At 41.7% G+C, this 25,870-nt stretch carries 17 protein-coding genes; 7 read left to right on the top strand and 10 right to left on the bottom strand.

The genetic code is table 11. The annotated features are described in order from the left end of the window. Positions 1 to 33: 33 nt before the first annotated feature. From L4D76_RS21600 to L4D76_RS21580, 5 genes are read right to left on the bottom strand one after another with little or no spacing between them, the layout of a single operon-like run. Entirely contained in the window at positions 34 to 426 is a 393-nt protein-coding gene (locus L4D76_RS21600; RefSeq protein ID WP_428442944.1) for a DUF6262 family protein, read from the bottom strand. Further along, a complete protein-coding gene (locus L4D76_RS21595) occupies positions 426 to 2,414 on the bottom strand; it encodes a site-specific integrase (protein WP_428442943.1) in 1,989 nt (662 codons plus the stop codon). Before L4D76_RS21595 ends, L4D76_RS21600 begins: the two co-directional genes overlap by 1 nt. 12 nt (positions 2,415 to 2,426) lie before the next feature. Further along, entirely contained in the window at positions 2,427 to 3,137 is a 711-nt protein-coding gene (locus L4D76_RS21590) for a hypothetical protein (RefSeq protein WP_428442942.1), read from the bottom strand. Positions 3,138 to 3,143: 6 nt separating this feature from the next. Continuing rightward, on the bottom strand, positions 3,144 to 6,536 hold the full coding sequence (locus L4D76_RS21585) for a hypothetical protein (protein WP_428442941.1): 3,393 nt from the start codon (positions 6,534 to 6,536) through the stop codon (positions 3,144 to 3,146). A gap of 1 nt (position 6,537) precedes the next feature. Further along, entirely contained in the window at positions 6,538 to 7,917 is a 1,380-nt protein-coding gene (locus L4D76_RS21580) for a tyrosine-type recombinase/integrase (RefSeq protein ID WP_428442940.1), read from the bottom strand. A 141-nt stretch (positions 7,918 to 8,058) separates the two neighbouring features. Between L4D76_RS21580 and L4D76_RS21575 the strand changes: the two genes are divergently transcribed. From L4D76_RS21575 to L4D76_RS21555, 5 genes are all read left to right on the top strand, one after another. Then, positions 8,059 to 8,682 (top strand): restriction endonuclease subunit S, encoded by a 624-nt coding sequence (locus tag L4D76_RS21575; RefSeq protein ID WP_428442939.1) that lies wholly within the window; start codon positions 8,059 to 8,061, stop codon positions 8,680 to 8,682. Positions 8,683 to 8,694: 12 nt separating this feature from the next. Beyond that, entirely contained in the window at positions 8,695 to 10,212 is a 1,518-nt protein-coding gene (locus L4D76_RS21570) for a type I restriction-modification system subunit M (protein WP_428442938.1), read from the top strand. After that, positions 10,202 to 11,506 carry a restriction endonuclease subunit S gene (locus tag L4D76_RS21565; protein ID WP_428442937.1) on the top strand — a complete coding sequence of 435 codons (1,305 nt, stop codon included), beginning with the start codon at positions 10,202 to 10,204 and terminating at the stop codon, positions 11,504 to 11,506. The genes L4D76_RS21570 and L4D76_RS21565 overlap by 11 nt, the downstream gene beginning before the upstream one ends. Positions 11,507 to 11,600: 94 nt before the next feature. After that, on the top strand, positions 11,601 to 14,891 hold the full coding sequence (locus L4D76_RS21560; RefSeq protein ID WP_428442936.1) for a type I restriction endonuclease subunit R: 3,291 nt from the start codon (positions 11,601 to 11,603) through the stop codon (positions 14,889 to 14,891). Continuing rightward, positions 14,891 to 15,667, top strand: a complete 777-nt coding sequence (locus L4D76_RS21555) for a M48 family metallopeptidase (protein WP_428442935.1) — start codon at positions 14,891 to 14,893, stop codon at positions 15,665 to 15,667. Before L4D76_RS21560 ends, L4D76_RS21555 begins: the two co-directional genes overlap by 1 nt. Before the next feature lie 313 nt (positions 15,668 to 15,980). Here the strand turns inward: L4D76_RS21555 and L4D76_RS21550 are convergent, their stop codons facing one another. Next, a complete protein-coding gene (locus L4D76_RS21550) occupies positions 15,981 to 17,681 on the bottom strand; it encodes a tetratricopeptide repeat protein (protein ID WP_428442934.1) in 1,701 nt (566 codons plus the stop codon). 384 nt (positions 17,682 to 18,065) lie between these two features. After that, entirely contained in the window at positions 18,066 to 19,139 is a 1,074-nt protein-coding gene (locus tag L4D76_RS21545) for a hypothetical protein (protein ID WP_428442933.1), read from the bottom strand. Between the two features lie 673 nt (positions 19,140 to 19,812). Here L4D76_RS21545 and L4D76_RS21540 point away from each other — a divergent pair. Together L4D76_RS21540 and L4D76_RS21535 are read left to right on the top strand one after the other, a co-directional pair. Next, positions 19,813 to 20,550, top strand: coding sequence for an AraC family transcriptional regulator (locus tag L4D76_RS21540; protein WP_428442932.1), 738 nt, complete (start codon positions 19,813 to 19,815; stop codon positions 20,548 to 20,550). 129 nt (positions 20,551 to 20,679) lie between these two features. Then, positions 20,680 to 21,153, top strand: a complete 474-nt coding sequence (locus L4D76_RS21535) for a tellurite resistance TerB family protein (RefSeq protein ID WP_428442931.1) — start codon at positions 20,680 to 20,682, stop codon at positions 21,151 to 21,153. A gap of 15 nt (positions 21,154 to 21,168) precedes the next feature. On the opposite strand, the gene L4D76_RS21530 is transcribed toward L4D76_RS21535, so the two are convergent. The 3 genes from L4D76_RS21530 to L4D76_RS21520 form a co-directional block, all read right to left on the bottom strand. Then, positions 21,169 to 21,525 carry an MmcQ/YjbR family DNA-binding protein gene (locus L4D76_RS21530; RefSeq protein WP_428442930.1) on the bottom strand — a complete coding sequence of 119 codons (357 nt, stop codon included), beginning with the start codon at positions 21,523 to 21,525 and terminating at the stop codon, positions 21,169 to 21,171. Positions 21,526 to 21,891: 366 nt separating this feature from the next. Further along, a complete protein-coding gene (locus L4D76_RS21525) occupies positions 21,892 to 23,445 on the bottom strand; it encodes a DUF1254 domain-containing protein (RefSeq protein ID WP_428442929.1) in 1,554 nt (517 codons plus the stop codon). Between the two features lie 421 nt (positions 23,446 to 23,866). Next, positions 23,867 to 25,573 (bottom strand): diguanylate cyclase domain-containing protein, encoded by a 1,707-nt coding sequence (locus L4D76_RS21520; RefSeq protein WP_428442928.1) that lies wholly within the window; start codon positions 25,571 to 25,573, stop codon positions 23,867 to 23,869. Positions 25,574 to 25,870: the final 297 nt, after the last annotated feature.

Here is a 25,870-nt window from a genome sequence, read left to right as displayed (position 1 = left end):
GGACTACTGATGGAGGGGCTGATTGGTGGTTTGTTACTCCAAAAATTTAAATCTTTCAGCAAAGTCATTTCTTTCTGCTAACACCTGATCATACATCGCATAGACCTGTTGAATGTGCTCCCACAGCTCAACATTTTGCTTTTGATAAGACAGGGCCATTAACTCTGCTTCTGATTGTTTTTGCTTACACTTAGTCAACTTTGCCTTGAGGCTTTCTCTTTCTGTTGTTGAGCTGATTTGTTGTGCTTTGGACTTTTGTTGCTCTTTTGCTTGATTGATTTTAAATTTAAAATCAGGGTAACGGTTGTAAATCAAAGCATTGGAGACTCCAGCTTTGGCAGCGACTCGGCTGACATTAATCTTTTCGCCAGACTTAATCATCGCCTCTATCACTTGTTCTATCTGAGATTTGGTTGTTTCTTCCATTATGCCTCCTTCGCTGCTACTTCCAATTGTTCAATTACTGAGTCAGCTGCATGTAAGTTATCAATGAGTGCTAATTTGAACGACGAAAATCTTGGTTTCATCTCATCAGGAAACTGATCAAACGCTGCCAATTGCTTCTCACAACGTTGCTTGATGACCTTCCAATGGGGTAAATGCTTTGGTGTTGCTATATAGGAATCGCAGTTAATACAATGACTAGGGTCAGCCGCGTTTCGTACCTTACAACTGGTTCCCTTCGTACAGTAGCCATGGGATAACCCTCGAAAATTAGAAGAATGTTTAGCGGTAAAGGTTAATAATTCCTGCATGTTGGCAAAATGCGGAGACGAACCATACTCGAAATCCTCACCCAAAAGTGTTTGTAATCTTTCTATAAACTTTTGCCCGCCACGACCTGCTAATTTGCCATCTTCTGCGGCATTGACCATATCCGACATAGCCTGAGTTGTTAGGTACTCTTCAAAGCTGTCCGTTAATTTCAATAACTCTTCCATGGAATCATAGCCACGATGGCTATAAACCAATGTCATACTGTTTTCTAAGTGCTTGAATTGGTATTTAATATCGTCCAAATCACCCAGACGATTAGCCACAATAAACCAAGCAAAAGTATGTCTGAATTGATGAGAGGTAAAATTAAAAGGTGTGCCTACCCGGTATGGTTTCCTAAATCCTTTATGATTGTGTGCGACAGATTGAACATTACATTCAAGGCGCTCTAACTGATCAATATCTTCCTGTGTCACCGGGATAATAAATAACCTATTTATGTTATTAAAGTTAGCCACCTTTGGTATATTACTAAACCTTACAGATAATCTATTATGCGTTACATTGAAAAGAGATAAATTATCCAGACCATACTCAAAATTAATACGATACTTATCCGGTAAGTGCTTTACAAAAAATTGATGCAGTATCTTAGCTCGCCCACGGTAAATACTGTTCATTTTACTTATGAGTTTCACACCATCATAGGCTGCCTTACTTACAACCCACTCTAGGCTTTGTTGACCATCAGTTGTTTTGAATAATTTCGATCGGATATAATATTCACAGTTCCGTTCAAACGTAGCATTATCTAATAACGCCATCACTTCACTATGTCGCATACCAGAGTATGCAATCACAAGTATGAATACATAACTTTTTAATTCTTTAAAATGACTATGAAGCTGTTCAAGTTCAGCTATTTCGTTATCTGACAACATCTTATTTAAATCATTTATTTTGATTTCCGATTGACTTAACAAAGTTATTCGATGAGTTATGGATATCTGTAATTGATACCATTTATTAAAATACTCCTCTGCTAGTTCAACTTGTTTTTCACATTCGGATAAAATCAGTTTCATGATTCGAGTTGGAATAACAGAATGCTTTTGCCTTAATGTTTCCTTTTGAGATAAATATGGCGCAAGCAATTCATCAAATAAGTCTAAAGATGGCTGTAACGTAATAAGGCCATACATTCGCATCCAATACAGAGCGCTCGACAACCCTTGAGCAGCATGGATTTTTATTTCAGCATTACAATATGCTAAATATTTTAATATGAGGTGACGGAGTCGTAAATGCGGTATTGAATTTAACATTGAAAGGGATTCAATGTTATTGTCAGATAACCAGATTCCAAAACGCTTACATTGTGTAATAATTCTATATGTAGTACTCCATTTGGCAGGTTCCATTCCTTGGCCAGCACCGTGAGTAATCATCCCTAATGTCAACGCACGTAATTCATGAGCAAGTTTAGGAAGCGCATTATGGAACGTGATTGTAGATTGTTGACCATCTGCCAACCATGAAAAATCAGAATAAAGGCTAATCTTTTCCCCGTTACTCCGTTTAACTTTCCAAAGCTGAAGTGTATTAAGTGCATCATGCTTTTCAGGGGAATACGGAATAATACGGATAGAACCATCAATAATTAGTATATTTTCTATTACTTCTGAAAATACATTCATTTCATTACTCTCCTAAGCCTCGAACGATGTAATTGCAAACGCCCAAAATGGATGCATTCCCTTATCATTTTGTAGATTTGCACCAACATCTACGGCTTTAACATCACGGTTTTTCAGTTGAGTCAAAATCTGCTCTACACGCGCTTTGAGCGTTTCAATTGCCTCTGTTTGTTCTTCGTTTTGGTCTAGGTTAGACACACTAGCTGACATATCAGCCAGCACATAATCTCGATAACTAAGTAGTTGCCATACGTGTTCTGGGTCAGCAACAGTTCTAAAGTGCTTACACCAGATACATGCCAAATAATCGCTGCACCACTGGGTGGCAACATCATTTTTTTGATGCAGCAAACGGTGCTCTTTGTGGTATTGATTTGATTCAGAGTCACACCCTAGTGATGCACATAGCCCTGTAGGTGTTTTTTGTAGTATGGGATCATCTTTCGTCAATATAACAATGTCACTCTCAATCTCTCGTCCCGTAAAATACTTCTGCATCGTGCTTACTGCTTCATGCAGTGTTTGATTTGTCTTGGATTCATCAACTTCCTGATAGTGTTTCATAAAAGTGGCATAACTGTGACGCATCCGATCTTTATATTTCCGCAAGTTTTTAGCCACTTCTCGGTACACATGATTTGCACCAGATTTACGAATTCGTTGCGAGTTATATCTTATTGAGCAACCTTGATTTTCAAGTAGAGAATTGATGAAAGGAATCACCCTCGCTCATTCCACTCGTTTGAGAATGCTATATTCTCTATAGATAAATAGGTATTTGGCCCCCACCTCATTATTGTTATCCCGAACCTGTTCCGTTAGTTGTTTTACTTTTTGCAGATCAATCATCACGCTATTTACTGTCCGACCATCAAGATGGTATGTATCAACGTCATAACCTTTGCGGGCTTTTTGCACCATGATAGTCATCGTTTTCTTTGCTGTTGGAAGTTCAATCTCTTTGATATCAGACAATTCCAAATCGCACATGGGAGCAGTATTCCAGCAGGTCTTAAGCTGTATTTTTGCAAAATACAGCATCACTAATGCTTTGATATCTTGAGTCTCATTAATTGCTTTCTCTAAATGAAACACTAACTCCATTAACTCATTGTCGTTATAAGTTTTTTCTACTTGCTGACGTTTGGCATGTTTTTGATAGCGTTTGAAAGAGATACGAAACGCATCAGTTGGTGTTTGATTATTAAACGCCATAATCCAACGAATGATTTCGAAATAGCTAGTTCCCGTTCGTATAGATATTTCTTGGTTCTGTACTTGTGTTTGGATTTCTTGAAATAACCGTTTTTGGATCTTGTTATTATTCTCTCCAAGTATTTTTATTCCAGACGTGTTTAACTCATTGGTAAAATTCGGTAATAAATAATTATTAATCAAACGCTTCAACTTAATAAATCGCGTATGTAAAGTTTCAATACCGTACGGTTTTTCAGGTAATAGCGACATTTCCGAATCCAACATAATAGCCAACTCTTGATATAAGTAAGGGGCAACTCCTGCCAGATCATTAGCATCAATATTCCGCCACTTGTCCGTTTCCTCAAAATAGAAAGGAAGTAGATTTGGCTCATACTGGTGACGCAATACAGGTAAATCAAAGAGTGTTTCTATAGAAATGACCAGCTCCTTAAAAAGTCGACTGCGCATCGAGCTCAGGAAAGCCTCTTTAAGTAGTATAAAGTTATTTTGATTAAAACCTTGGAAGCCATTTTGTAATAAATTGGCATGGTCGCAGTGGGCGATAATATAACGAAGAGCCGTAAGGATGCTTCTATACCTTGAGATCATTGATTTAGAGTTATGACCCTGTTCCCCTTGATATCGCTTACTAGCTATAATTCGCTTCAGATCATCAATTATTGCAAAAGAAAAAGCAGCTAAATCGGTAACATCAGTTTCACCGATGGGAAGCTCCAGATAAACCCCACCGCTATAATCACTTTTTGAGATATTTAATCCAGTAAACAGCTTTAGTGCATATATCAATTCTTGCAATTCATACTTTTTAATATCACTCAGAGCTACTAATTTTAGAAGTGCATAATTATCAATTACATATGCAGTGAGCCCCAGCTTTGCGAGGGTATTAGATTTGACCTGTATTAGGGTAAAACTAACCGCTCGAATGAAAACTCGAAAGCGGCCACTTACACAGGTAAGAGACGTTCCATTTACTCCCTGATAATTTGGGGTCTTACTCAATCCTTGGAGTTCACTTTGCAAATTAGGAGCAATTAAGGCTATTTTCGTGATATCTACTTTACCAACGGGAAGATCAATATAGGCCGAACAATCATTGCTATATTCGGTTCCTTCTAACAGTCTTAGCGAAAATATCAGCTCATTCAACTGCTCTTTTTTGATATCGCTCTGAGCTACTGCTTTGAGAAGTGCAAAATCATCAAGTACAAAAGCATTCATGCTATGCTGAACAAGAGATTCAGACTCGACCTGCGTCAGCGTATACTCAATTGCATGCACTAATATTTTAAAATGCTTATTTACAGAAGTAAGTGATTTACTGCTTACTCCCCAATAATGTGGTGTCTCACTCAATACTTGAAGTTCGCTTTGTAAATTAGGAGCAATCGCAACTATTTTCGTGATTTCTGCTTTACCAACGGGAAAATCTATATAAACACTACCATCATAGTCACTTTTTGAAATATCTAAGCCTGTGAATAGTTTTAACCCAAAAATTAGCTCATTCAGCGAATCTTTTTTAATATCGCTCTGAGCGACTGCTTTGAGGAGTGCGAAATCATCAACTATATAAGCATTGAGGCTATACTGAACGAGAGATTCAGACTCGACCTGCGTCAGCGTATACCAAACTGCATGAACAAAGACTCTAAAGTGCTTACTTACAGAAGCCAGAGATTTACTGTTTACTCCACGATAATGAGGTGTCTCACTCAGTATTTGAAGTTCACTTTGCAGATTGGGGGCGATTGCAATTATTTTCGTGATATCTGTTAGACCAACGGGTAGTTCAAGATAAACACCACCACTATAGTCACTTATTGAAATATCTAACCCTGAGAACAGTTTTAACGCAAATATTAACTCTTTCAACGGATCTTTTTTGATATCACTCTGAGAGACCGTTTTTAGAAGTGCGAAATCATCAAGTACATAAGCATTGAGGCCATACTGAACGAGAGATTTAGACTCGACCTGAGTCAACGTATACCAAACTGCATGAACAAAGACTCTAAAGTGATTACTTACCGAGGCCAGTGATTTACTATTTATCCCCCGATACTTCGGGGTCTCACTCAGCGCTTGTAATTCACTTTGCAGATTAGGGGCGATTGCAACTATTTTCGTGATATCTGTTAGACCAACGGGTAGTTCAAGATGAACAACACCACGATAGTCACTTTTTGAAATGTCTAACCCTGTGAACAATTTTAACGCAAATATTAACTCATACAGCGGCTCTTTTCTGATACCGCTCTGGGCGAAGGCTTTGAGAAGTGCAAAGTCATTAAGTACATAAGCATTGAGCCCATACTGAACTAGAGATTCAGACTCGACCTGTGTCAGCGTATACCAAACTGCATGAACAAATACTCTAAAGTGCTTACTTACAGAAGCCAGAGATTTACTGTTTACTCCACGATAATGTGGTGTCTCATTCAGTATTTGTAGTTCACTTTGTAAATTAGGAGCAATCGCAACTATTTTCGTGATATCTGTTAGACCAACGAGAAGCTCAATATAAATCCCACCACTATAGTCACTTTTTGAAATATCTAAGCCTGTAAATACTTTTAACGCATATATTAAGGCTTGTAAGGACTCTTTTTTGAGATCGCTCTGAGCGATAGTTTTGAGAAGTTTAAAACCATCTATTACATAAGCATTGAGGCCATGTTGAACTAGAGATTCAGACTCGACCTGTGTCAGCGTATACCAAATTACACGAACAAAGTTCCTGAAACGAGAACTTATCGAAGTCAGAGATTTACGATTTACCCCTTGGTAACATGGAGTCTTACTTAGCGCTTGAAGTTCACTTTGCAAATTAGGGGCAATTGCAATTATTTCTGTAACCTCTATTTTACCATCAGGAAGATCTATAAAGCATTTATCCATGCTATTCATCCCCTTGCAAGGTCACTAAGTCATCATGGAGACTGGGTAAGTGTTCACCAAAAAGCTTATCTACCCAACTCGCCATCTGCTTATCAAACGTTTCCGATTGAGCAAAATTGATGTATTTCTGTGTGGTAGAAAAGTTGCTGTGCCCTAATAGCTGCATCAATTTGTACTGAATAAAACCCAAAGGCAGATTCTTCTTGAGCATAAACTTCGCAAGATTGGTTGCAAACGTCGAGCGCAAGTCGTGAAAATCACGTTCTAACACAAGATCTTGTGCTTTCAACTCCTTCCGTACTTTGGCTATTACATTTCCAACAGATTTCGCCAAGATTGCTCGACCGGAACGGTTTAGAAATAGCGGTGCATCGATAACATCACCGTGTTCTAGTTGCCATTTAGCAAGACGATACTGACGCTCTGGTGAGTTAAGATGGTTCCATAACGAGCGCATAAGCTGCTCTGAAACCATGATGGTTCGTCTTTTATCGAACTTACCCACTATCGCAATATGAAAGAGCTTTTTTGAACTGAGCGTTGGGTCTTGTACTTTATTGGCAGGGAAACTGGCAACCTCGTCAGCTCTTAAGCCGCATAAATGCGCCAGTTCAATCCATAATCGAGAAGCTGGTTTGGTTAGTTCCTTGCTCGAATAGAGCAGCTCCAGTTCCTCACGGGTATAAGGAGCCAATTCACCATGATCAAACTTCTTTTGCTTATATTTCTTGGGGATGAGCAGATCGGTTGTCGTAACAGGGATACCACGCTCTTCGGCATACGAAACAGCAAATAAATAATCAATATCACCATCTTTGCGCTTTTTTTTGATGATCTTGGTTTTGTACTCGAACGGGATTTTCTCAATACGGCGCTGTTTTAATGCCCACTCGTAGAATTGACGGATGTGATTCATATATAAGTTAGCGGTATCTCGGTCTATCTCTTTACTTTCAACGCGATGGATCAGATGTTTACGAAATCGGTAGACAGGGAGCCAGTACTTCGCTTTTTCTGTTGCTGCAACTGCAATGACTTCCTGCCAAGCCACATTATGATCTTCTAACCATTGAAGAAACAGGCTTAGTGAATAGGCTAAGGAATTGATGGTCAATAGACTCACGCCACCAAGGCTATTGGCTTTACCGCCTCTTTTGGGTGGCATAAAAATACCTTTGTAACGGTGATCCAAGAACAGATTCATTTCCAGCACATCTGCGATACGAGTAACAGAATGAAGCCGAGGGAATTTGTCTACATGGTGATCTTGATGAAAATCGACACGACGAAGAGGCTCCGCATCTAAAGATGAAAAGTAAGGTAACTCGCCAATATTCACTGATTGTTTAAAGACATTAACCATCAAGACCAACCGCACCATTCAATTACTGCATTAAATCCTAGGTTTTTTTGGATTTATTGTCAAAACTTAATTTGCATCATACGATTACTGCTAATTTTATTGATGTATACCGCTAACATGTCAAAATAGCGGTCCGTTTAAACATTGGAGTGGTTCATAATGCTTAAGAGCGTCAATGATCACTTAACAACAAATGTCGTTCTATCAGAGCTTGTTACCATTCAAGCGGGTTATCCATTTCGTGGGGCAATTAGTGATATTCCAAGCGGCAATGTCAGAGCTGTTCAAGCGAAAGATATTTCTGATTTAGGTGAGCTGCTGACCGATGATTTGATCGTGACCGAGCTAACAGGTAAGCGAGAGGCAGACTGGCTGCAACAAGGGGATGTTCTATTTAGCAGTAAAGGTGCGCGCCATATCGCCTGCTACGTGCCACAGAGCATGACACAAACGACCTGTGCCCCTAGCTTATTTTTATTGCGCGTAAAGCCTGAATACAAGGACAAACTCAATACAGAGTTTTTGACTTGGCAGATAAACCAAGCACCTGTTCAAAGCTATCTCAAACGTAGTGCAGAAGGCAGCCATCAGATAAGTATTCGAAAGCCTGTACTTGCCGCAGCGCCCATTGCGTTGCCAGATATGAGAACACAACACATCATCGCTGAGCTCAATGCTGCGAGCATTAAAGAAAATGCACTGCTTTATAAGCTTATAAACAACCGTCAGCAGCAACTGAATGCTCTCGCTAACGATTTAATCAAGAATTCAACAGAAAACTAATTGAGAGAAACGATGCCACATACAAAAATTAACCAAGACGAGATCAACAAAGCGGTATGGGCTGCTTGTGACACCTTCCGAGGTACAGTAGACCCATCTATCTACAAAGATTTTATCTTGACGATGTTGTTCTTGAAGTATATTTCAGATGTTCACCAAGACAAGGTCGATGAGCTAACAGGTCAGTTTGGTGATAACGCTGCCATGATTGAAGCGATGATGGCAAGCCAGTCATTCAAAATTCCAACGGGTTCAACCTTCTGGGACTTATACGAACACCGTCATGAAGCCGGTAATGGTTCACGTATCGACCAAGCTCTACATGCCATTGAAGAAGCTAACGGCACTAAGTTAAAGAACGTCTTCCAGGACATCAGCTTTAACACTGATAAGCTCGGTGATGAAAAGCAGAAGAACAGCATCCTTCGTCATATCTTAGAAGACTTCGGTAAAGAGACTTTAAATCTGCGTCCTAGTCGTGTTGGTTCGCTTGATGTGATTGGTAACGCATACGAATACCTGATCAAACATTTTGCTGCGGGTAGTGGTAAGTCGGCGGGTGAATTCTATACCCCTGCTGAAGTATCAGACTTGCTTTCTATCATCCTTGAACCGCAAGAAGGCGATACCATTTGTGATCCTGCCTGTGGTTCTGGCTCACTATTGATGAAGTGTGGTAAACAAGTTCAGAACAATTTTGCTGGTTCTAAGCAATACGCACTGTTTGGTCAGGAAGCGATTGGTTCTACTTGGTCATTGGCTAAAATGAACATGTTCCTGCATGGGGAAGATAACCACCGAATCGAATGGGGCGATACAATTCGTAATCCTAAGCTGCAAGATAACACTGGCGGCTTAATGCACTTTGATGTGGTAACAGCTAACCCTCCTTTCTCCTTAGATAAATGGGGTCATGAAGATGCAGCCGACGATCACTATGGTCGTTTCCGTCGTGGTGTACCGCCTAAAACCAAGGGGGACTATGCGTTTATCTCGCATATGATTGAAACATTAAAACCCCAAACTGGTCGTATGGGTGTTGTGGTGCCTCACGGTGTGCTATTCCGTGCATCATCCGAAGGTAAAATTCGTAAGCAACTGATTGATGAAAACCTTCTAGATACTGTGATTGGCTTACCTGAAAAGCTGTTCTTTGGTACAGGTATTCCTGCTGCAATCTTGTTGTTTAAAAAGCAGAAGACTGACGACAAAGTATTATTCATTGATGCCTCTCGTGAGTTTAAATCAGGCAAAAATCAGAACGTATTAAAAGCTGAAAATATTCAGAAGATTGTTGATACCTATAAGGCGCGTGAAACCACCGATAAGTATTCTTACTTAGCCACGTTAGCAGAGATTGCTGAGAACGACTACAACCTGAATATTCCTCGCTATGTTGATACCTTTGAAGAAGAAGCTGAGATTGATTTAGTGGCAGTGCGTAGTGAGCGTTTAGAACTGCAAAAAGAGCTGACAGAACTTGAAGCTGAGATGGCGGTATACCTAGAGGAATTGGGTTATGAAAAATAACTCTGTTTTAGCTCAAAAGTTAATTGGAAGAATTCCAAATGACTGGTCTTACATACATTTCAAGGATATTTATCAGAATCCTATTCGCGACTTTGGTAGTTTTTCTAGTACAAAGTTAATCACTTTTCTAGATGATGGCACTTCCTTTATAAAGTCAGAAATGATTAAAGAAGGTTTAATTGATTGGTCGAGTACACAATATATTTCTAAAGACGTCCATAAATTACTTAAGAAATCATATGTAGATAAAGACACCATTCTTTTTTCAAAAATCGGTTCTGCATTAGGTAAGGCTGTGGTTTATCGTGGTGAAAGAGGCATATGTAATAGTAATGCAGCTGTAGCTAAGATTGAGTTAAACGATAAAGTCGCTGATAATTTTTATTATTGTTACTTGTTAAATAACCCTTTGGCAAAAAAACAGTTTTTACGTTTAATTATTAGTCTGTTACCGCGAATTAACTTAGGGGATATTAGTAGTTTAATTTTACCTCTCCCGCCTCTTCCAGAGCAACGCAAAATCGCCAAAACCCTCTCGACTTGGGATAAAGCGATTGCGACCACAGAAAAGCTGATTGATGCCAGTAAGCAGCAGAAAAAAGCCCTGATGCAGCAGTTGTTGACGGGTAATAAGCGCTTGGTGAATCCAGATACGGGTAAGGCATTTGAGGGGGAGTGGGAAGAGATAAAGTTAGGCGATGTTTGTTCAAAAATAACAGATGGTGCTCACCATAGCCCCAAAAGTGTGGATATTGGCTATCCAATGTATTCTGTCAAAGACATGTCTCCAAGGGGTTTTACAGAGAATAGCGCTAGACATATAAGCCAATCGGATTTTGACTCTTTGGTAAAGCAAAATTGTAAACCAGATATAAACGATATATTGATCGCCAAAGATGGCTCAATTTTGAAATATTGTTTTGTCGTAAAAAATGAAATTGAAGGCGTTATTCTATCGTCTATTGCTCTTTTAAGACCAAAATTAAATAAAGTTGTCCCTGACTTTATAGCCCAGTACTTCTCTCAAGAATATATAAAAGTTTTTGTAGGAAAGGTACTTACATCAGGATCAGGTGTACCAAGAATTATTCTCAAGGACTTCAAAGGAATACATCTCAAAATACCACCAGTTAATGAACAACAAAAAATTGCCTCAGTCCTAACTGCTGCCGATAATGAAATCGAAGTATTAGCTGCTAAACTCTCGCACCTTAAGCAAGAGAAAAAGGCACTGATGCAGCAATTGTTGACGGGTAAGCGACGAGTGTTGGTTGAAGAAACCGTAGCCGCATAGTCCCATTAAGCGCAGTCAGTAATGGCTGCGTTTTGTTTATCAATTCTACTTCATACTCGCTTTTACTCTTGGCTCTGAAAGGAATAACACCACCATGTCGCAACCTATCGCGAATTTTAAAGAAGAACAAAGTGCCAAAATCCCTGCGCTTACCTTGTTAACAAATTTGGGGTATCAGTTCATTCCGCCCAGTGAATGTTTGGCGCAACGTGGTAGATTATCGACGGTGATTTTACCCAAGGTCTTGCGTGAAATTCTGACCAAGAAAACCTTCGCATTCATGGGTAAAGAGTACCCTTTATCGACTGCAGCTATTGATAAAATCGTTCACGAGCTAGCATCACCCGCAATGAATGAAGGGTTAAAATCTGCCAATGAGAAGCTTTATAATGTGCTGACTTACGGCATTGGTGTCACTGAATTTGTTAATGGTAAAAAAGCCAATCCAACCATTCAAATCATTGATTGGGAAGCGCCGGAGAATAACGTTTATCATTTCACCGAAGAATTAGAAGTCGAAAACACGCACGGCACAGGTAAGCGCATCCCTGATGTAGTGTGTTTTGTGAATGGCTTACCTTGGGTCGTGATTGAAGCAAAACGCCCTGATTCATCGACAGAAGGTAAACCAACGGTATCGGAAGGAATTTCTCAAAATATCCGTAACCAGAAGGTCGATGAAATTCCTCACCTATTCGCTTATAGCCAGTTGTTGCTTTCAGTCAATGGTCACGAAGGTTTATACGGGACTTGTGGTACGCCTGAAAAGTTCTGGGCTAAGTGGAGAGAAGAAGAAGAAGAAGAAGAAACCATTGAGGCTGAGTTCATTCGGTTAAAGAACAAGTCACTTTCGTCCACTCAACTCGATGCCATCTTTAACCACCGCCCCGCTAAAGTGCGTGATGAATATTTAACGTTAATTGCTGGCGGTGACTTGGTAGTGACAGACCAAGATCGTTTATTGGTTTCTCTACTTCGTCATGACCGCTTATTGGAAATGACACGGCTTTACACCTTATTTGATAAAAAGGCTGGCAAGATAGTTGCTCGTTATCAGCAAGTCTTTGGTATTAAGGCATTGGTTGAGCGTATCACTTCATTCGATGATAAAGGTGCGCGTAATGGCGGTGTGATTTGGCATACAACAGGCTCAGGTAAGTCATTTACCATGGTGTTCTTATCCAAAGCACTTATCTGGATAAAAGAACTCGCTAAATGCCGTGTGGTTGTTGTAACAGACCGAGTAGATCTAGAAGACCAGCTTGCCCGTACCTTTGCTTCTGGTGGTGCTCTGTCAGATAAAGATAAAAAAGACGCGATGGCAACCACGGGTAAACGCCTTGCTGAGCAAATTGGTAAAGGTAATGAGCGTATTATCTTCTCTATCATCAATAAGTTTGGTACAGCGGTTGAGATGCCAGAGTGTTACAACGATAGTCCAGATATGATTGTTTTGGTGGATGAAGGACACCGTAGTCAGAATGGTGAAAACAATGTTCGAATGCAGCAAACTTTACCCAATGCTGCATTCATTGCATTTACGGGGACACCACTGCTGCAAGATGATAAGACCGAGAATAAATTCGGTAAGATCATTCATTCCTATACCATGCAGCAAGCGGTCGAAGATAAAACCGTCACACCATTGTTATATGAAGAACGTATCCCTGAACTCAGCACTAACGATAAAGCTATTGATGCTTGGTTTGACCGCATTACCGATAAGTTATCTGAAAAGCAGCGTACTGACTTAAAGAGAAAGTTTTCCCAGAAAGGTCAGATTTACCAAACTGAAGGCCGCCTAGAACTGATTGCTCATGATATTTCAGATCATTTCCAAAACTTTAAGCAGCAAGGGTTAAAAGGACAGTTGGCTTGCGATTCTAAAGCTTCTGCCATCCAATATAAGATGTTGTTAGATCAGATTGGTAAAGTGACTTCAGTGGTTGCCATGTCACCGCCAGATACACGAGAGGGGCATGATAACGTTGATACTGAAAGTACTGACTTGGTACAGAATTGGTGGAAAGAAAACGTGTTGTCTGAAGGTTACTATGATGAGAAAGCCTACACCAAACATATCATTGCTGAATTTGGTAAAGATGAAGGGCCTGATTTGATGATCGTGGTTGATAAGCTATTAACCGGATTTGATGAACCTAAGAACACCGTTCTCTATATCGACAAACCATTAAAACAACATAATCTTATTCAAGCGATTGCCCGTGTTAACCGTCTTCATAGTAAGAAGCAGTTTGGTTACTTGATTGATTATCGTGGCATCTTAAAAGAACTCGATGCAACCATTGAGAAGTATCAAGATTTGGCAGAACGTACGCTAGGTGGTTTTGATATTGATGACCTTCAAGGTTTATACAACCGCATGGATACGGAATACAAGAAGCTACCAGGTTTGTACTCCGAACTATGGGCGATCTTTGATGGTGTGGCGAACAAACAAGACGGACAAGCTTTACGCCAAGTTCTAGCCCCTAAGATTGATACGGTAGATGGCCAGCTTACCGATACTAACTTGAAAAAGCGTGACGAGTTTTATTCGGCACTCACCACTTTCACCAACTGCATGAAAGTCGCTCTGCAATCCGCAACCTACTTTGAAGATAAAAGTTTTGATGATAAGCGCCAGTTGTATAAAGACACGCTAAAAATGATGTGTCAGCTTCGTAAGCAAGTTCGAGAAGATGCGGAAGAAACGGTTGATTACGATGAGTATGCTGATGATATTCGAACTCTACTCGATAAGCATATTGGTGGCGTTAATATTGAAGAATCTAAAGGCGCTTATTTAGTTGGCAATATGGGTAAAGATGCCAAACCAGAGCAGATGACAGATGATGAAGCTCGTAATCAGAAAGATAAGATCACCGGTCGTATCACCAAGATAATTGAGCAAGACCTAGCTGATGACCCCTATGCTCAAGAGTATTTCTCTAAGCTGCTGAAACAAGCGATTGAGAAAACCAAAGAGATGTTTGACGCACCCGTTAAACAGTACATGTTATTCGCTGATTTTGAAGAGCAGGTAAAAGAGCGCAAGGTAGAAGGCGTACCGACTGACCGCTTCGATGCACTAGATCCAAAAATTAAGCGTCATGTTCAAGCCTATTATGGATTGTTCCTTAAACAGTTGGGTGAACCACTACCGCTAACAGAAGACCAATGCGTTAGCTATGCAATCCAAATTGATGAAGTGGTAAGAAAGTCTGTCGCTGAGTTCTCGATTAATCCGCAAGAGATTGAGAATAAAATTAATCTGGGATTATTGCCGTTACTGTACGGTGATGTAGGCATCGAGAAAGCACAGGCTTTGATTGTAGATGTGATTCAAATTACTCGTTTAGGGCTATCAGGTCTTAATCAATAATGACATCGGTTAATTCAAAAGAGCGCATAAAAGAGGAATACGGCTTCATCTATGGTGATGAAGCTGTCTCTTACGAAGTTGTGCGTAAAACCTTCCCTGAAGGCAAGAAAAAGAAAATCACCATCCGTATTCATCCAGACTGTGAGGTTGTCGTTACTGCGCCAGAGGATGCTGATAAAACGGATATTCATGAAGCAGTAATGAAACGTGCTAAATGGATTTGGGATGCACTGGTTGAGTTTCGTGCGCATCAAGAATATGTACAGACAAAGCATTATGTCAGTGGTGAAATGCAGTTTTACCTTGGTCGGCGATATGTACTTAAAGTGGTCGAGGACAGAGATGCACTCCATACGGTAAAGATGGATCGTGGGAAGTTGCTGGTTATATTAACCAAGTTTAACGATGACAAAACTGCGATGGTGAAAGCGCTAGTGAATAACTGGTACAAGGTGAGAGCTGAGCGTATTTTTCATGAACGTTTAAGCTATCTATTGCCACAAGCGACTTGGGTAGACGGTATTCCAAGCTTTCGTATTATGCCAATGCAAAAGCAATGGGGCAGTTGTTCAGCTAAAGGTACGTTAATGCTTAACCCTCACTTGGTTAAGGCACCTAAAGAGTGTATCGATTACGTGATTCTGCACGAGCTTTGTCATATAGCAGAACATAATCACAGTGAACGATTCTGGCGGTTGCTGACTCAAGTGATGCCGAACTGGAAAGAAGTAAAGAGTCGTTTGGATGGGATGGCAGAGCTGTATTTGAATGAGTAAAATTTACCTGTTCAGTTCTGAGGTGATGATATCACCTCTAAGCAGGTGGCCAAATTAACTATGCCACTACACTGCCACACAACCAATCAGAAGTAAGAAATTATTTTTTAGAATCTCTTTTAAGAGTCTTGATGGTAACGCTAGGGTATGGCATCACCCAGACCCCGTCATAAGATCATTACACGCTGAATTTGATAGTAAATGCCTAGGAAGGGATTTAAGGATGTGAGGGAGGGAACCTCACAAACTGGTATTAGCAATATACAAAAACCACTCAGAATCAATCTGAGCGGCTCTATAGGTTGGTTTCTTCTTAGCCCCAGAATGAACTTATCGGGTGTGACTCCTGAACGATGTTACTCAGCACAAGAGACTTAGACACCTTAATTTGCTTGCTCTCATTCGCAATATCAGCAAACAACAATGCCTTTTTGTATACGTCCTCTATTTGGTTTGCCGTAATAAGTGCCTCTGATACATTTCCAGCTTTAGCCTTCTCGACCGCAATGCGTTTCAACCCGCCTTGCTTGGCGTACCCATCCTCAAGCACACCAATCATTTTATCCGCTTCAAGATATTGACCGTTCGCGGCATGTCCGACAGCAAGCTCAGCTATAGCCTCTTCTCTTGAGAGTGAGCCAGTTATTTCCCTTGCCAATTCATACGCATACGCAAAACTACCAGCTTTGGCCTGCTTGCTCAAAGCGACAATCTTAATCCTATCCCGATCGTATTTTGAAACATCCGTATTGAGTGTTTCAAATGCCTGAGGCAGCATTTGAGAATCAACATATCTAAGCGCAATTTCAGATAGCGCTTTCCTCTTGTCGGATGGACTATCAATTTCATTTGTTATTTTTTTTGCGCGGGTTAACAATCCAATTTGGGAATAGGTGATCGCAATATCTCTCAAATAAGTATCTTCATCAAAATAACGTTCTTCACCAGCAGATTTCCTTGCATATTCAACAGCCTGAGATAACAAAGGCACAGGGTTCTTGTCATTCTCCGCATACTGTACAGCTATACCCCTCAATGCGAAGATCTTATCGCTTGTATAGTCTATTGCACTGACCTTTTGAACTGCTCGATCGTACTCTCCGATTTTCGCATATGTGATCGCAATTTCACGCAGGGCACTGTTTTTGTATGAAACCTTGTCGATAGTTTTAGCCCAGTTGGTTGCTTGGTACAGTGTCCAGTCCGCCTGCTCTTTCTGTCCAGCCTCCGAATATTTAACCGCTACATTTATCAATGCTGCTGTTTTAGGTAGGGCCTCATTGATTTTATTTGCAATTTCAAGCGCCTCGCTAAATAGCCCGTTCTCCGCATACTCAACCGAGATATTACGCAACGCCTGCCCTATATGGCTTGATCGCTGCGCCTCCATTTCGTTGGCAATTTCAAGCGCCTCGCTAAATAGCCCGTTCTCCGCATACACCGTCGATATAAAAGACCATTCGTACACGGTTTTGTCTTTACTGGCCGCCTTACGAGCTTGAGAAAGGAGCTGAACAGCCTCTTTTTTCCTTCCGGCTTTGAAGTGTTTTTGGGCAAGGTTAATCAATGTCATAGCTTTATTATCTGTATTTCCCCCCCTCGCTTCGACCATAAGCCGTGCTGCTGCCAAAGGGTCATGCTCCGCTGCCGCTAATGGCTTGAGCGCGTCTCCTAACTCTAACCATTTTGCCAATGTCAGGCCGGATGTCATTTTTTGACCCGAAAATAAGCTCACTGCAATATTAGATGTGGGGTATCTCGAGGTAATAACATCCAGATGATTCATAGCAACCGCATATGATTCAAGCGCCTGTGAGTACGTCTTAGCCTTAATTGCATTCTGTATATGCTGAGTTGCTTTTAAATATAGGTCGTTTGCAGTGACATTCTGATCTTGTTGTGGCTCGTTTACTTGTTTGCTCTCTGTAAGTGTTTGGTTTGCCGTTTCGTTAGGCTCAGATGCACACCCAGAAAGGAGGGAAAGCAAAACCATTGTTAAAAAACTTTTTTTCATTGTGACTCCTAAAATACCCTTTAAAAATAAGCCTGTGAAAGGCATAGARACTTGCTTTCTATGCCTTGAAGTGGCCGACAAGCACAGCGCGCTAGCCGTGATAATGGCCAGCCATGCAATAACTCATGACCTATCAAGTAAATAGCTCCGTGATCATTCGCCGCTTCTGGCTTGAGAATGTAAATGTGACAAGTGAGGTCGTCTTTTGTTGGTGGTACGCTAAACCCTAAAAACCTTTTATCTGCCTGTAAGTTGATTATCCTCAACAGGCTTCAATGTCAGAGCAAAGAATGTATCCATAAGCTCTATTTCTACAAATTAGTAGAACGCCTTAGCCTGAGAGTTGGCTTTTATAAGCCCGCATGTACTAATAAGTTTTCGTTTTTAATAACCGTCAACAACCTGAGTCTGGCTCTCAACTGGAGTGCTAACTGGCTCTTTGCCGTCTAGTAGATACGGCTCATCAAGATAATGAGACGCAATATAGGTGTTGCTATTACTCAAGAACGTGTAAGCCACACCATTGTAATAGATCACGCTTGGGTATTGATCATTAGAACCAAACAAAGTGTATGGTGTACTGTGATAAGTACGAAGGATGTCGCGCCCTAGATGCGTTTCACCCATATTTCTGTAAGCGAAAATATATTTTTGTCCATTATTTTCGTTAATGGTAAATTTCAACCCTCCATTTTCATCATGTACAAGACCACTTAACACTTTGACAAAATAAGAGTTATAACCATTAGTTTTCCAACTAAGTGGCTCACCCATTAAAGCATTAATGGGATCTTGAGCATCAATTTTAACCAATGAATTGATCGAAATTTGAATGGCAAATTCAGCAGGTTTATAGATGTAATCAGTATGCAGTGGACGATCTTGGCTGTTCTTAAAATGCATAATAATACGTCTTGAATCACAGCCATAAACACATGTTGCTTCCCAGCCCAATGTCTTTGCTATTTTTTGTGCTCGCTTGATAGATAGATCGACTAACGCTGCTTGAGCCTGCTGCTCAGTATTTAACTCTTGTCCATTATATGTTTTTGGTAACCATGCGCTTGTTGCGAAGTCCTCGCTACCATCGAAAAACTCCCCCAACAACACATCAGCTGCAAATACAGCGGTTGCCACATGCGCTCCAGCACCCGAATTAAACTGCCCCACAGCTAAGTCTGTAGACATTTGTGCGACCGTGGCAGTTTGTGCAGAGTTCCACTCTTTCACAACCTTTGAATTAGTCACCTTTTTTATGATTTCAGCGCGATTATCATTTTCCATTAGCGCATTAGCCATATAGCTGACTTTTACGACCTCATCCCAATTGTCTTTGTTTACTTTGACGCGTTCAGGATAAGTAGTTATATCGTAAAGGAATGGTTTCTCTGTTCGAGATACACAGCCAGATAAAACAGCAATGGCAGCAATCAAGGGTAATAGTTTGATAATTGTCATAATGTTAGTCAGCAATTGTCACAAAGTAGCGCAAAATACCAGCAACAGTAACCAAGATCCGTGAACGATATCAACAAAAAGTAAAACATTATCCAATTTATCAATTATTTATAGACCCAACATACCAAATGATTTTTTAACATTTGAATATATTTTCAATAAACTCATGCTTCTTCTAAGAGCAATCAAAGCTAGCTGTCACTGATAGCTAACGTAAAAACCAATGCAGCTAGGAACCATCAAATTTGCGCAACGCTCGGTATTGGGAGTAAGCGTACGATGCTGACTCACGGTAAGACTATCAGTCACCACATTACTTCAATTATCAAAAATCAGCGTGAACAGTTTATGAATGCGTTTTTGATCTAACAGATTGGGGCAAAAGTTAGCCAGTTCTCACTATCGGTATCGAAATCGGTATCGGTATCGGTATCGGTATCGGTATCGGTATCGGGTAAAATGAGTAAAGTTCTGTCAGTTCAAGTCAAGTCTAACGGACTTAACTATCAGATCGAGTGTGAGTCAATACAACTAAATGTGTGAACAGATAAGGTTGTACAGATAAGATAACATTTATGCTGCCAATGGAAGGTGGCATCTTTGCTGTAAATTTGTAGATGGCATTATAAATTACGCGCGCGATAGCTTCACGATTTACCGTCGTAATCCCAATATGCACATGCTGCTGTTCACTTGTTGCGGTGACGGCTGGCTGGAAACCCCGGTAAGAAAATGGCAACTCGAACCCGGCAGTGTTATTTATGTGCCGCCAGGTTATGCCAATGGTTTTGGTATGAACCAAGATGATAAAGAGGGCGGGAATGAGAGTGGAAATGAAAGCAACATCTGGGATATCGCCTGGGTTATGCTCAGTGACAATGGTGAATGGGAGAATATGTTGCCTAACGAGGTTACTTACAGTAAAACTCAATGTGGTGATATGTTAAGAAAAACCATCGACTGCTTACAGCAGTCTATGTCACTGCCCTATCCCGTCGGTAATCAATTAGGAGACAGTCTGGTTGAACAGATCAGGTTGCTGGTGTCTCACCGATTACCTACATCGATGCCGACTTCACTGCTGCGGTTAGAGAAAGTGTTTGCTCGTGCCAAAGAGCAATTTCATCGAAACTGGCAGGTTTCGGAACTTGCCGCACTTCATCCTTGTTCAGAACCTCACTTCCATCGCTTATGCCAGCAATACTATGGACACGGCCCCATGGCCCATTTAACACGATTACGAATGGAATATGCAGCTCGCCTGCTCAGCGCTACTGACTGGCCAATCCAGCATATCTGTGAACTAAGCGGCTATCCTAACCCTGCCAATTTCAGTACCCGCTTCAAAAAATGGAGTTCGCTAACACCAAGGGAGTTCAGGCAACGCTTCCGTCACTGTCCTGAACTGTAACTGAAAACCGGCAGAAAATTATTTAGCAACCCTTGAATTATGCGGATAAATACCCAAAGTATTGGTAAATACAGCATTCTGAAGTGGTTTGGATTCTGTATGACGATTTAGTTTATCAAGAGGCAACCTATGTTTACTCAATTACGCACCCTGTTCCGCAAAGTGATGCTCGAGGGTAGCGAAGGCGGCGTTTTTCAAGAWGGTTCGGCCGATACACCCGCAATTAATCTTGCAATGGCCTCACTACTTTGTGAAGTCGCCAATGCCGATCACGATATCGATCCTCGGGAAGAATCTGCCAAAATACATTTGTTAGTTATGTTGCTCGATATCAATGAAAATGAAGCCAAAGAACTACTGGCTAAAGCCGTCACCCACAGCAAACAATCGGTATCATTGTTTGAGTTCACGACGAAGTTACGTACTTTAATGCCGGAAGAACGCTTTCAGCTCATTGAGGCAATGTGGCAGGTTGCTTATGCCGATGGCATAGTCAAACCGATGGAAGAAGCCGTTATTAGACAGGTTTCCGACTTAATCTATCTCGATCACTCCGAGTTTATTCGAGCGAAAATTTCGGCCAAGAACAGCGTTAAGTCATAGCTATCATTTATCATGCTAAAGCTGTTCAAGTTCCTGTTTTTCAGATTTCGTTAATTTACTGGCAACAAGTGCATATGAGCCATTAACCAAATCAATCAGCATGGATTCAGATACCTCTCCAGTGAGTAAGATAGTGATCCAATGCTTCTTATTCATATAGTAACCGGGAGTAATGGACTCAAACTGGCTGGTCAGTACTTCAGCATCAGCAGGCGCACATTTCAATGTAACCCTTGGGGTGTCGTCTAGCTGTGATACAAGCGCAAACATCTTGCCCATCACCTTAAACACTAAGGCTTCGGGTCCAAAAGGATAACTGGACTCAGAACCGCGCAAACCGGAAAGGTGCTTTTCAAGATCAACTTTTTGCATTTAAGCCTAACCTTATGTTGTGTAAGTTAAGACATATTAACAAGAACAGACATCTCAAGAAAACGAATCACCGGCAAATAGAATTATCCCGCTAACTATACGGGATAGCTCTCACTTTCGATTGAGTAGACACACATCTAGTGCCTATACATAATGATTGAAACTGTCTAAGTCAGTCATCCCTGGCTGAGCCATTAAAACTTGCCTTTTGGGAACGTGCCTGCAACCTGATTACTGCCCCAAATTGCCTTGATGTAGAGCACTATATCTTCATCAATTTGTGTTGTTCTCAAGTCGGTGGCAACGTTCTGAATTGACCAGATACTAATCCCGATTGGTATTAAATAATAGGTCCGAATTCATACGTTACGGTTTCACCACCAGTTCGATCTCACCAGGACGCCAGGTCTTGTCATACCAAGCCTCGGTTGGGCTATAGAGACGCAAGAGGGAAAACCAACCCTTACCGGGAACAGTCTGGAGCCAGTTCGCCTCCTTACCCTCAGGTGCTTTAGGGCCGAAATAGAGATCAATCGACCCGTCGTCATTGACGATCATCTTGTCGCGCTTGTTATTCTTGCCAGGAAAGGGCTGGTCGGTCTGGAGCTCGGAACGGGTCTGCGGATCATAGACTACCACTGATATGAATTTCTCGGCGGGCGGATCTTTGGGGAGGTTCAGCTTGTAGGTCTTGCCGCCGTCGAGGTAGTTGCCCTTCGAATCCAGATAGCCCCAGGCGTATTTTGAGCCTTTTCCGACCAATTTTGCTGCCATCATCGGCGTATTGACTGTCGCAAAGTAATAGAAGTGGGTCCGTGCATCCTGATAGCGCCCACCCATGCCCTCGTCCCGGAGGTATTCATAGGATCCGCCGACGAAACCCATCTTCCAGTAACTGTTTTCATACAGAAATGCCGACTCATCGCGTTCATGCCATAAGAGCGCACGTGACGTCGCATTAGCCACCGCCGCAGCTTCAGTCAGCAATTTTTTCATCCGGTCATCAGGGGCAAAAGGCTTGCCTTTCTGGATGCCAATAGCTGCAAAGAGTCCGCGCAATTCAGGATCGAGCATTTCGATCGGCTCTCGATCTATGACGGTGTGAAGTTCTTCGAAAAAGTGATAGTCATTGGCATGAACGGTGTTGAACTTTTTCTTGGAGCCGCTGATAAACTCCATTGAGGGCGGATTCGATGCCTTGGCAAGGGGGTAGATTTTCAGACCGTCCTTCCACATCTTGGTGGCCGCATCCGGCTTGCCGTCAACGAGAAAACCGCGCAGGGCAATCCAGTTCACCCAGCTGGTTGACTTGGCTGTGAAGTAGCCCTCGGGGACGTCGCCCGCGAAATCGGGAGGAAGGATCAGATACTTGCCGCCTTTACCCTTGTCGGGACCAGGTGCGCCCATGTCGATCACAAAGCGGAAGAAGGCGTCGTTGGTCGTTCCCGGACCAGCCCCCGGAGGGATCTCAACTACCGTCGGGCCATCTTTCTTGAGGTCGAGAAAAGCGAGGCAATAGACCGTGTCCGTGTTGCCGGTAAGGAACAGGGGATTGCTATCCATCAACTGATCGAAGATCACGACCTGGTTCGAATTCTTGGCTCCAAGTGCCGCCTGACCGAGCCGAAGCGCCTCCAGCGAGGTTGCAGGCATCGCATTCAGAAATGTCTCAACACCGCGAAGAAAGTCGAGGTTGTCGTAGAGCAGCGCGGCAGTCTCCTTGGTGGGGATCCCGTCGAAGAACTCGAGGGTGCCAATCCTCGTCTCCACCTTATCCGGGGTCATAATCGACTCAGGGATCTTACTGTTATATCCAGGCGTCGGTTCTTGAGCAAAGGCCGTCATCGTCATGAAAGCGGCGGCAAGCACAGCAGATAGCGCAGCGGCAAACCCCTTTTGTATGGCTCTATTCTGTCTCATTTAGTTCTTCCTCTTGGACTTGTGGACAATGATATGTCTGATCACAGTTCCTCAGGCAAGCTAACTACATAAATCTCTCGCCTTCATTAACAATGAAGGATAGTAGATTTAATATGCAACAGTGAAAAAAGAATCATATAACAAAAAATGACGAGAGCTGAACCGCTCGTGTGGTTTTTATATGGGGTTGTATTAATAAGCCACTATTAAAGACACTCTTGCTGGGAAGGTAACTCAACAACAACTGGAAGGTATTCACGAAAAGCTAATGACAGCCTGTTAGCTATTAGAAAATGCCCCATTTACATGCTACGTAAATATTAGCTAAATGCTCATTGATTTCACCGGATAAGGTTAAAACCTGCGCTGAAATTACACTGTCAGAGCACTGTTCAACAGCGACATAAGTTCGGACTGCTTTCTATTTAGCAGCGAAAACGACTTGTCGCAACACTTTCGATTCAACCAGTGTGTCTACTTTATCCGGTATCATCGCTAATTGAGTTTCGGTAATAGAGAGGTCAGCATAATAGCCACACCAAGAGTTTCTGCCAGCCACTTTTGCTTTATATAGGCCGTAGTCCGCCAACTCCAATGCAGTCTGCCAGTTTTCGCCTAACATCGGGGACTCGCAGAGCGGAAACCAGGCGAAGCCAATCGAGACAGTCACAGGAAGTGATTTATTCAGTTCAGAGCCAAACCTGAACGCTTCAATACGTGATCTGACCCGCTCTGCCAACTTTTGACTATAGTCCTCTCCCTGACAAGCGGAAACGACCAAAAACTCTTCCCCGCCCATGCGCACCACATGATCATTTTCACGAAAAATAGAATTAAGAATATTTGCCAACTGGATCAAGACCATGTCTCCGGTTGCATGACCATAATTGTCGTTCAACTTTTTAAAATGATCGACATCAATTACCAGTAATAACTTTTTCTGACTGGGATCATGCAGCACGTTTCCACTGACCCGCGCCATTAAACGATCTAGGTAGCGCCGGTTATGTAGCTTGGTGAGGGGATCTGTTAATGCCTCTTCTTCCAGGCAGGCTGAGTGCTCTTTCAGTGCTTGCTGAGTCTTGATCAACCTCTTAGCCATCTGTCGGTATTTCCGGTAGAGCAAGGTGATTTCATCACCATTATTGATTGTTGGCAGGGGAAGTGGTGTATTCTGATTACCCAGTTGCTCCATGGATTTGGCCAGCTCCGACAAGGGATCCAACACCACTTTTTTCACACGCCGATAAGCAAACCACGAGCAGAATATACCGGCAATAGTAAGTCCTAAAAAGGCGGAGATCATTGCTTTCAATGATTCAATAAACCCGATTCTTTGTTTATCAATGGTTAAGGTAAAATCGGCGTCACCTTTGTAGTCTCGAATAAGGGCTTTTGCTCTGATCTCTGTAAGACTTAGTCTCTTAATATAAAAATTAGTGCTGGTTGTAAGCTGCTTCCTGAATGCTTCAACCTCATCCAAGTCAGCTGGGGCAAAAAGAATAGATTTTCGCATTTGATTGCTAAATTCTTGTGTAAACTGCCCGTTTAGCCAAAAGCCAACAATCACCCACCCACGTGAGGGCCCTTGCTTATGACTGGTTAAAACAGGTCTGGCGGCAATAAAGATAGTTCCTAAGTGCGTTGATAAGTAACCGTCTAATCCTTCCGGCGATTGACTTAATTCTCTCTTAAATCGTTCAGACCAGACTCCGTCGATTGTCGGCGATCCCGAATAGCCAGTATCCACACTGTCAGGTTTGAAGTAACGTCCCCATACAATCTCGCCGTCTAACGTTGTAATGTTTATAAAACTGAAGTTAGCGATACGTAAAGTATCATCACTCAAGTTTGATTGTTCATAATTGGGTGCTTCATCGGCTAAATATCGGTATGTATCATCCCAATAAGCCCAGTCATTTGCATAGTTCCCCAAACGTATAAATTCGCGATCTAGCATATTGATTGCTTGATGTAGATCGCTTTCAATCGTCTCCTCCTCTACCTTCCAGATGCTGGGAAGAAATACGATTCCAATCACAAAAAAAATCATTGCGGTGAGCAGAGCCGAAACACCAAAGAAAGAAAAGGCAATTTTATGTTTAATTGACGAGTGTTGTTTAACCACCTAATTGCACCTTAATTATTCCCCACCAGCATGGCATGCATATTTACCACGCAAGCATGCCGCTGAAGTATAAGATATATATTCTTTCCAATCTAGATTGTTGTCTATGCATAAAGTGCGTTGTAACTCACTTTTGGTGCAAAGTGCATAATGCATAATTCTTCACCCCTTATTCATAATTAGTCATAATTAGTCATCATCTTTCACATCTCAATAGTCTATTCGGTAGTATTCCTAGAGATTAAATGTTGATCTAAATGAATGAAGAGGATTATCAGCGTTTATAATAATGCACAT

The sequence above is a fragment of the Photobacterium sagamiensis genome, from assembly GCF_050337085.1.
Taxonomy (GTDB): Bacteria; Pseudomonadota; Gammaproteobacteria; order Enterobacterales; family Vibrionaceae; genus Photobacterium; species Photobacterium sagamiensis.
Note: the sequence above shows the minus strand (reverse complement) of the source record. Positions and strands in the feature narration are given on the sequence as shown.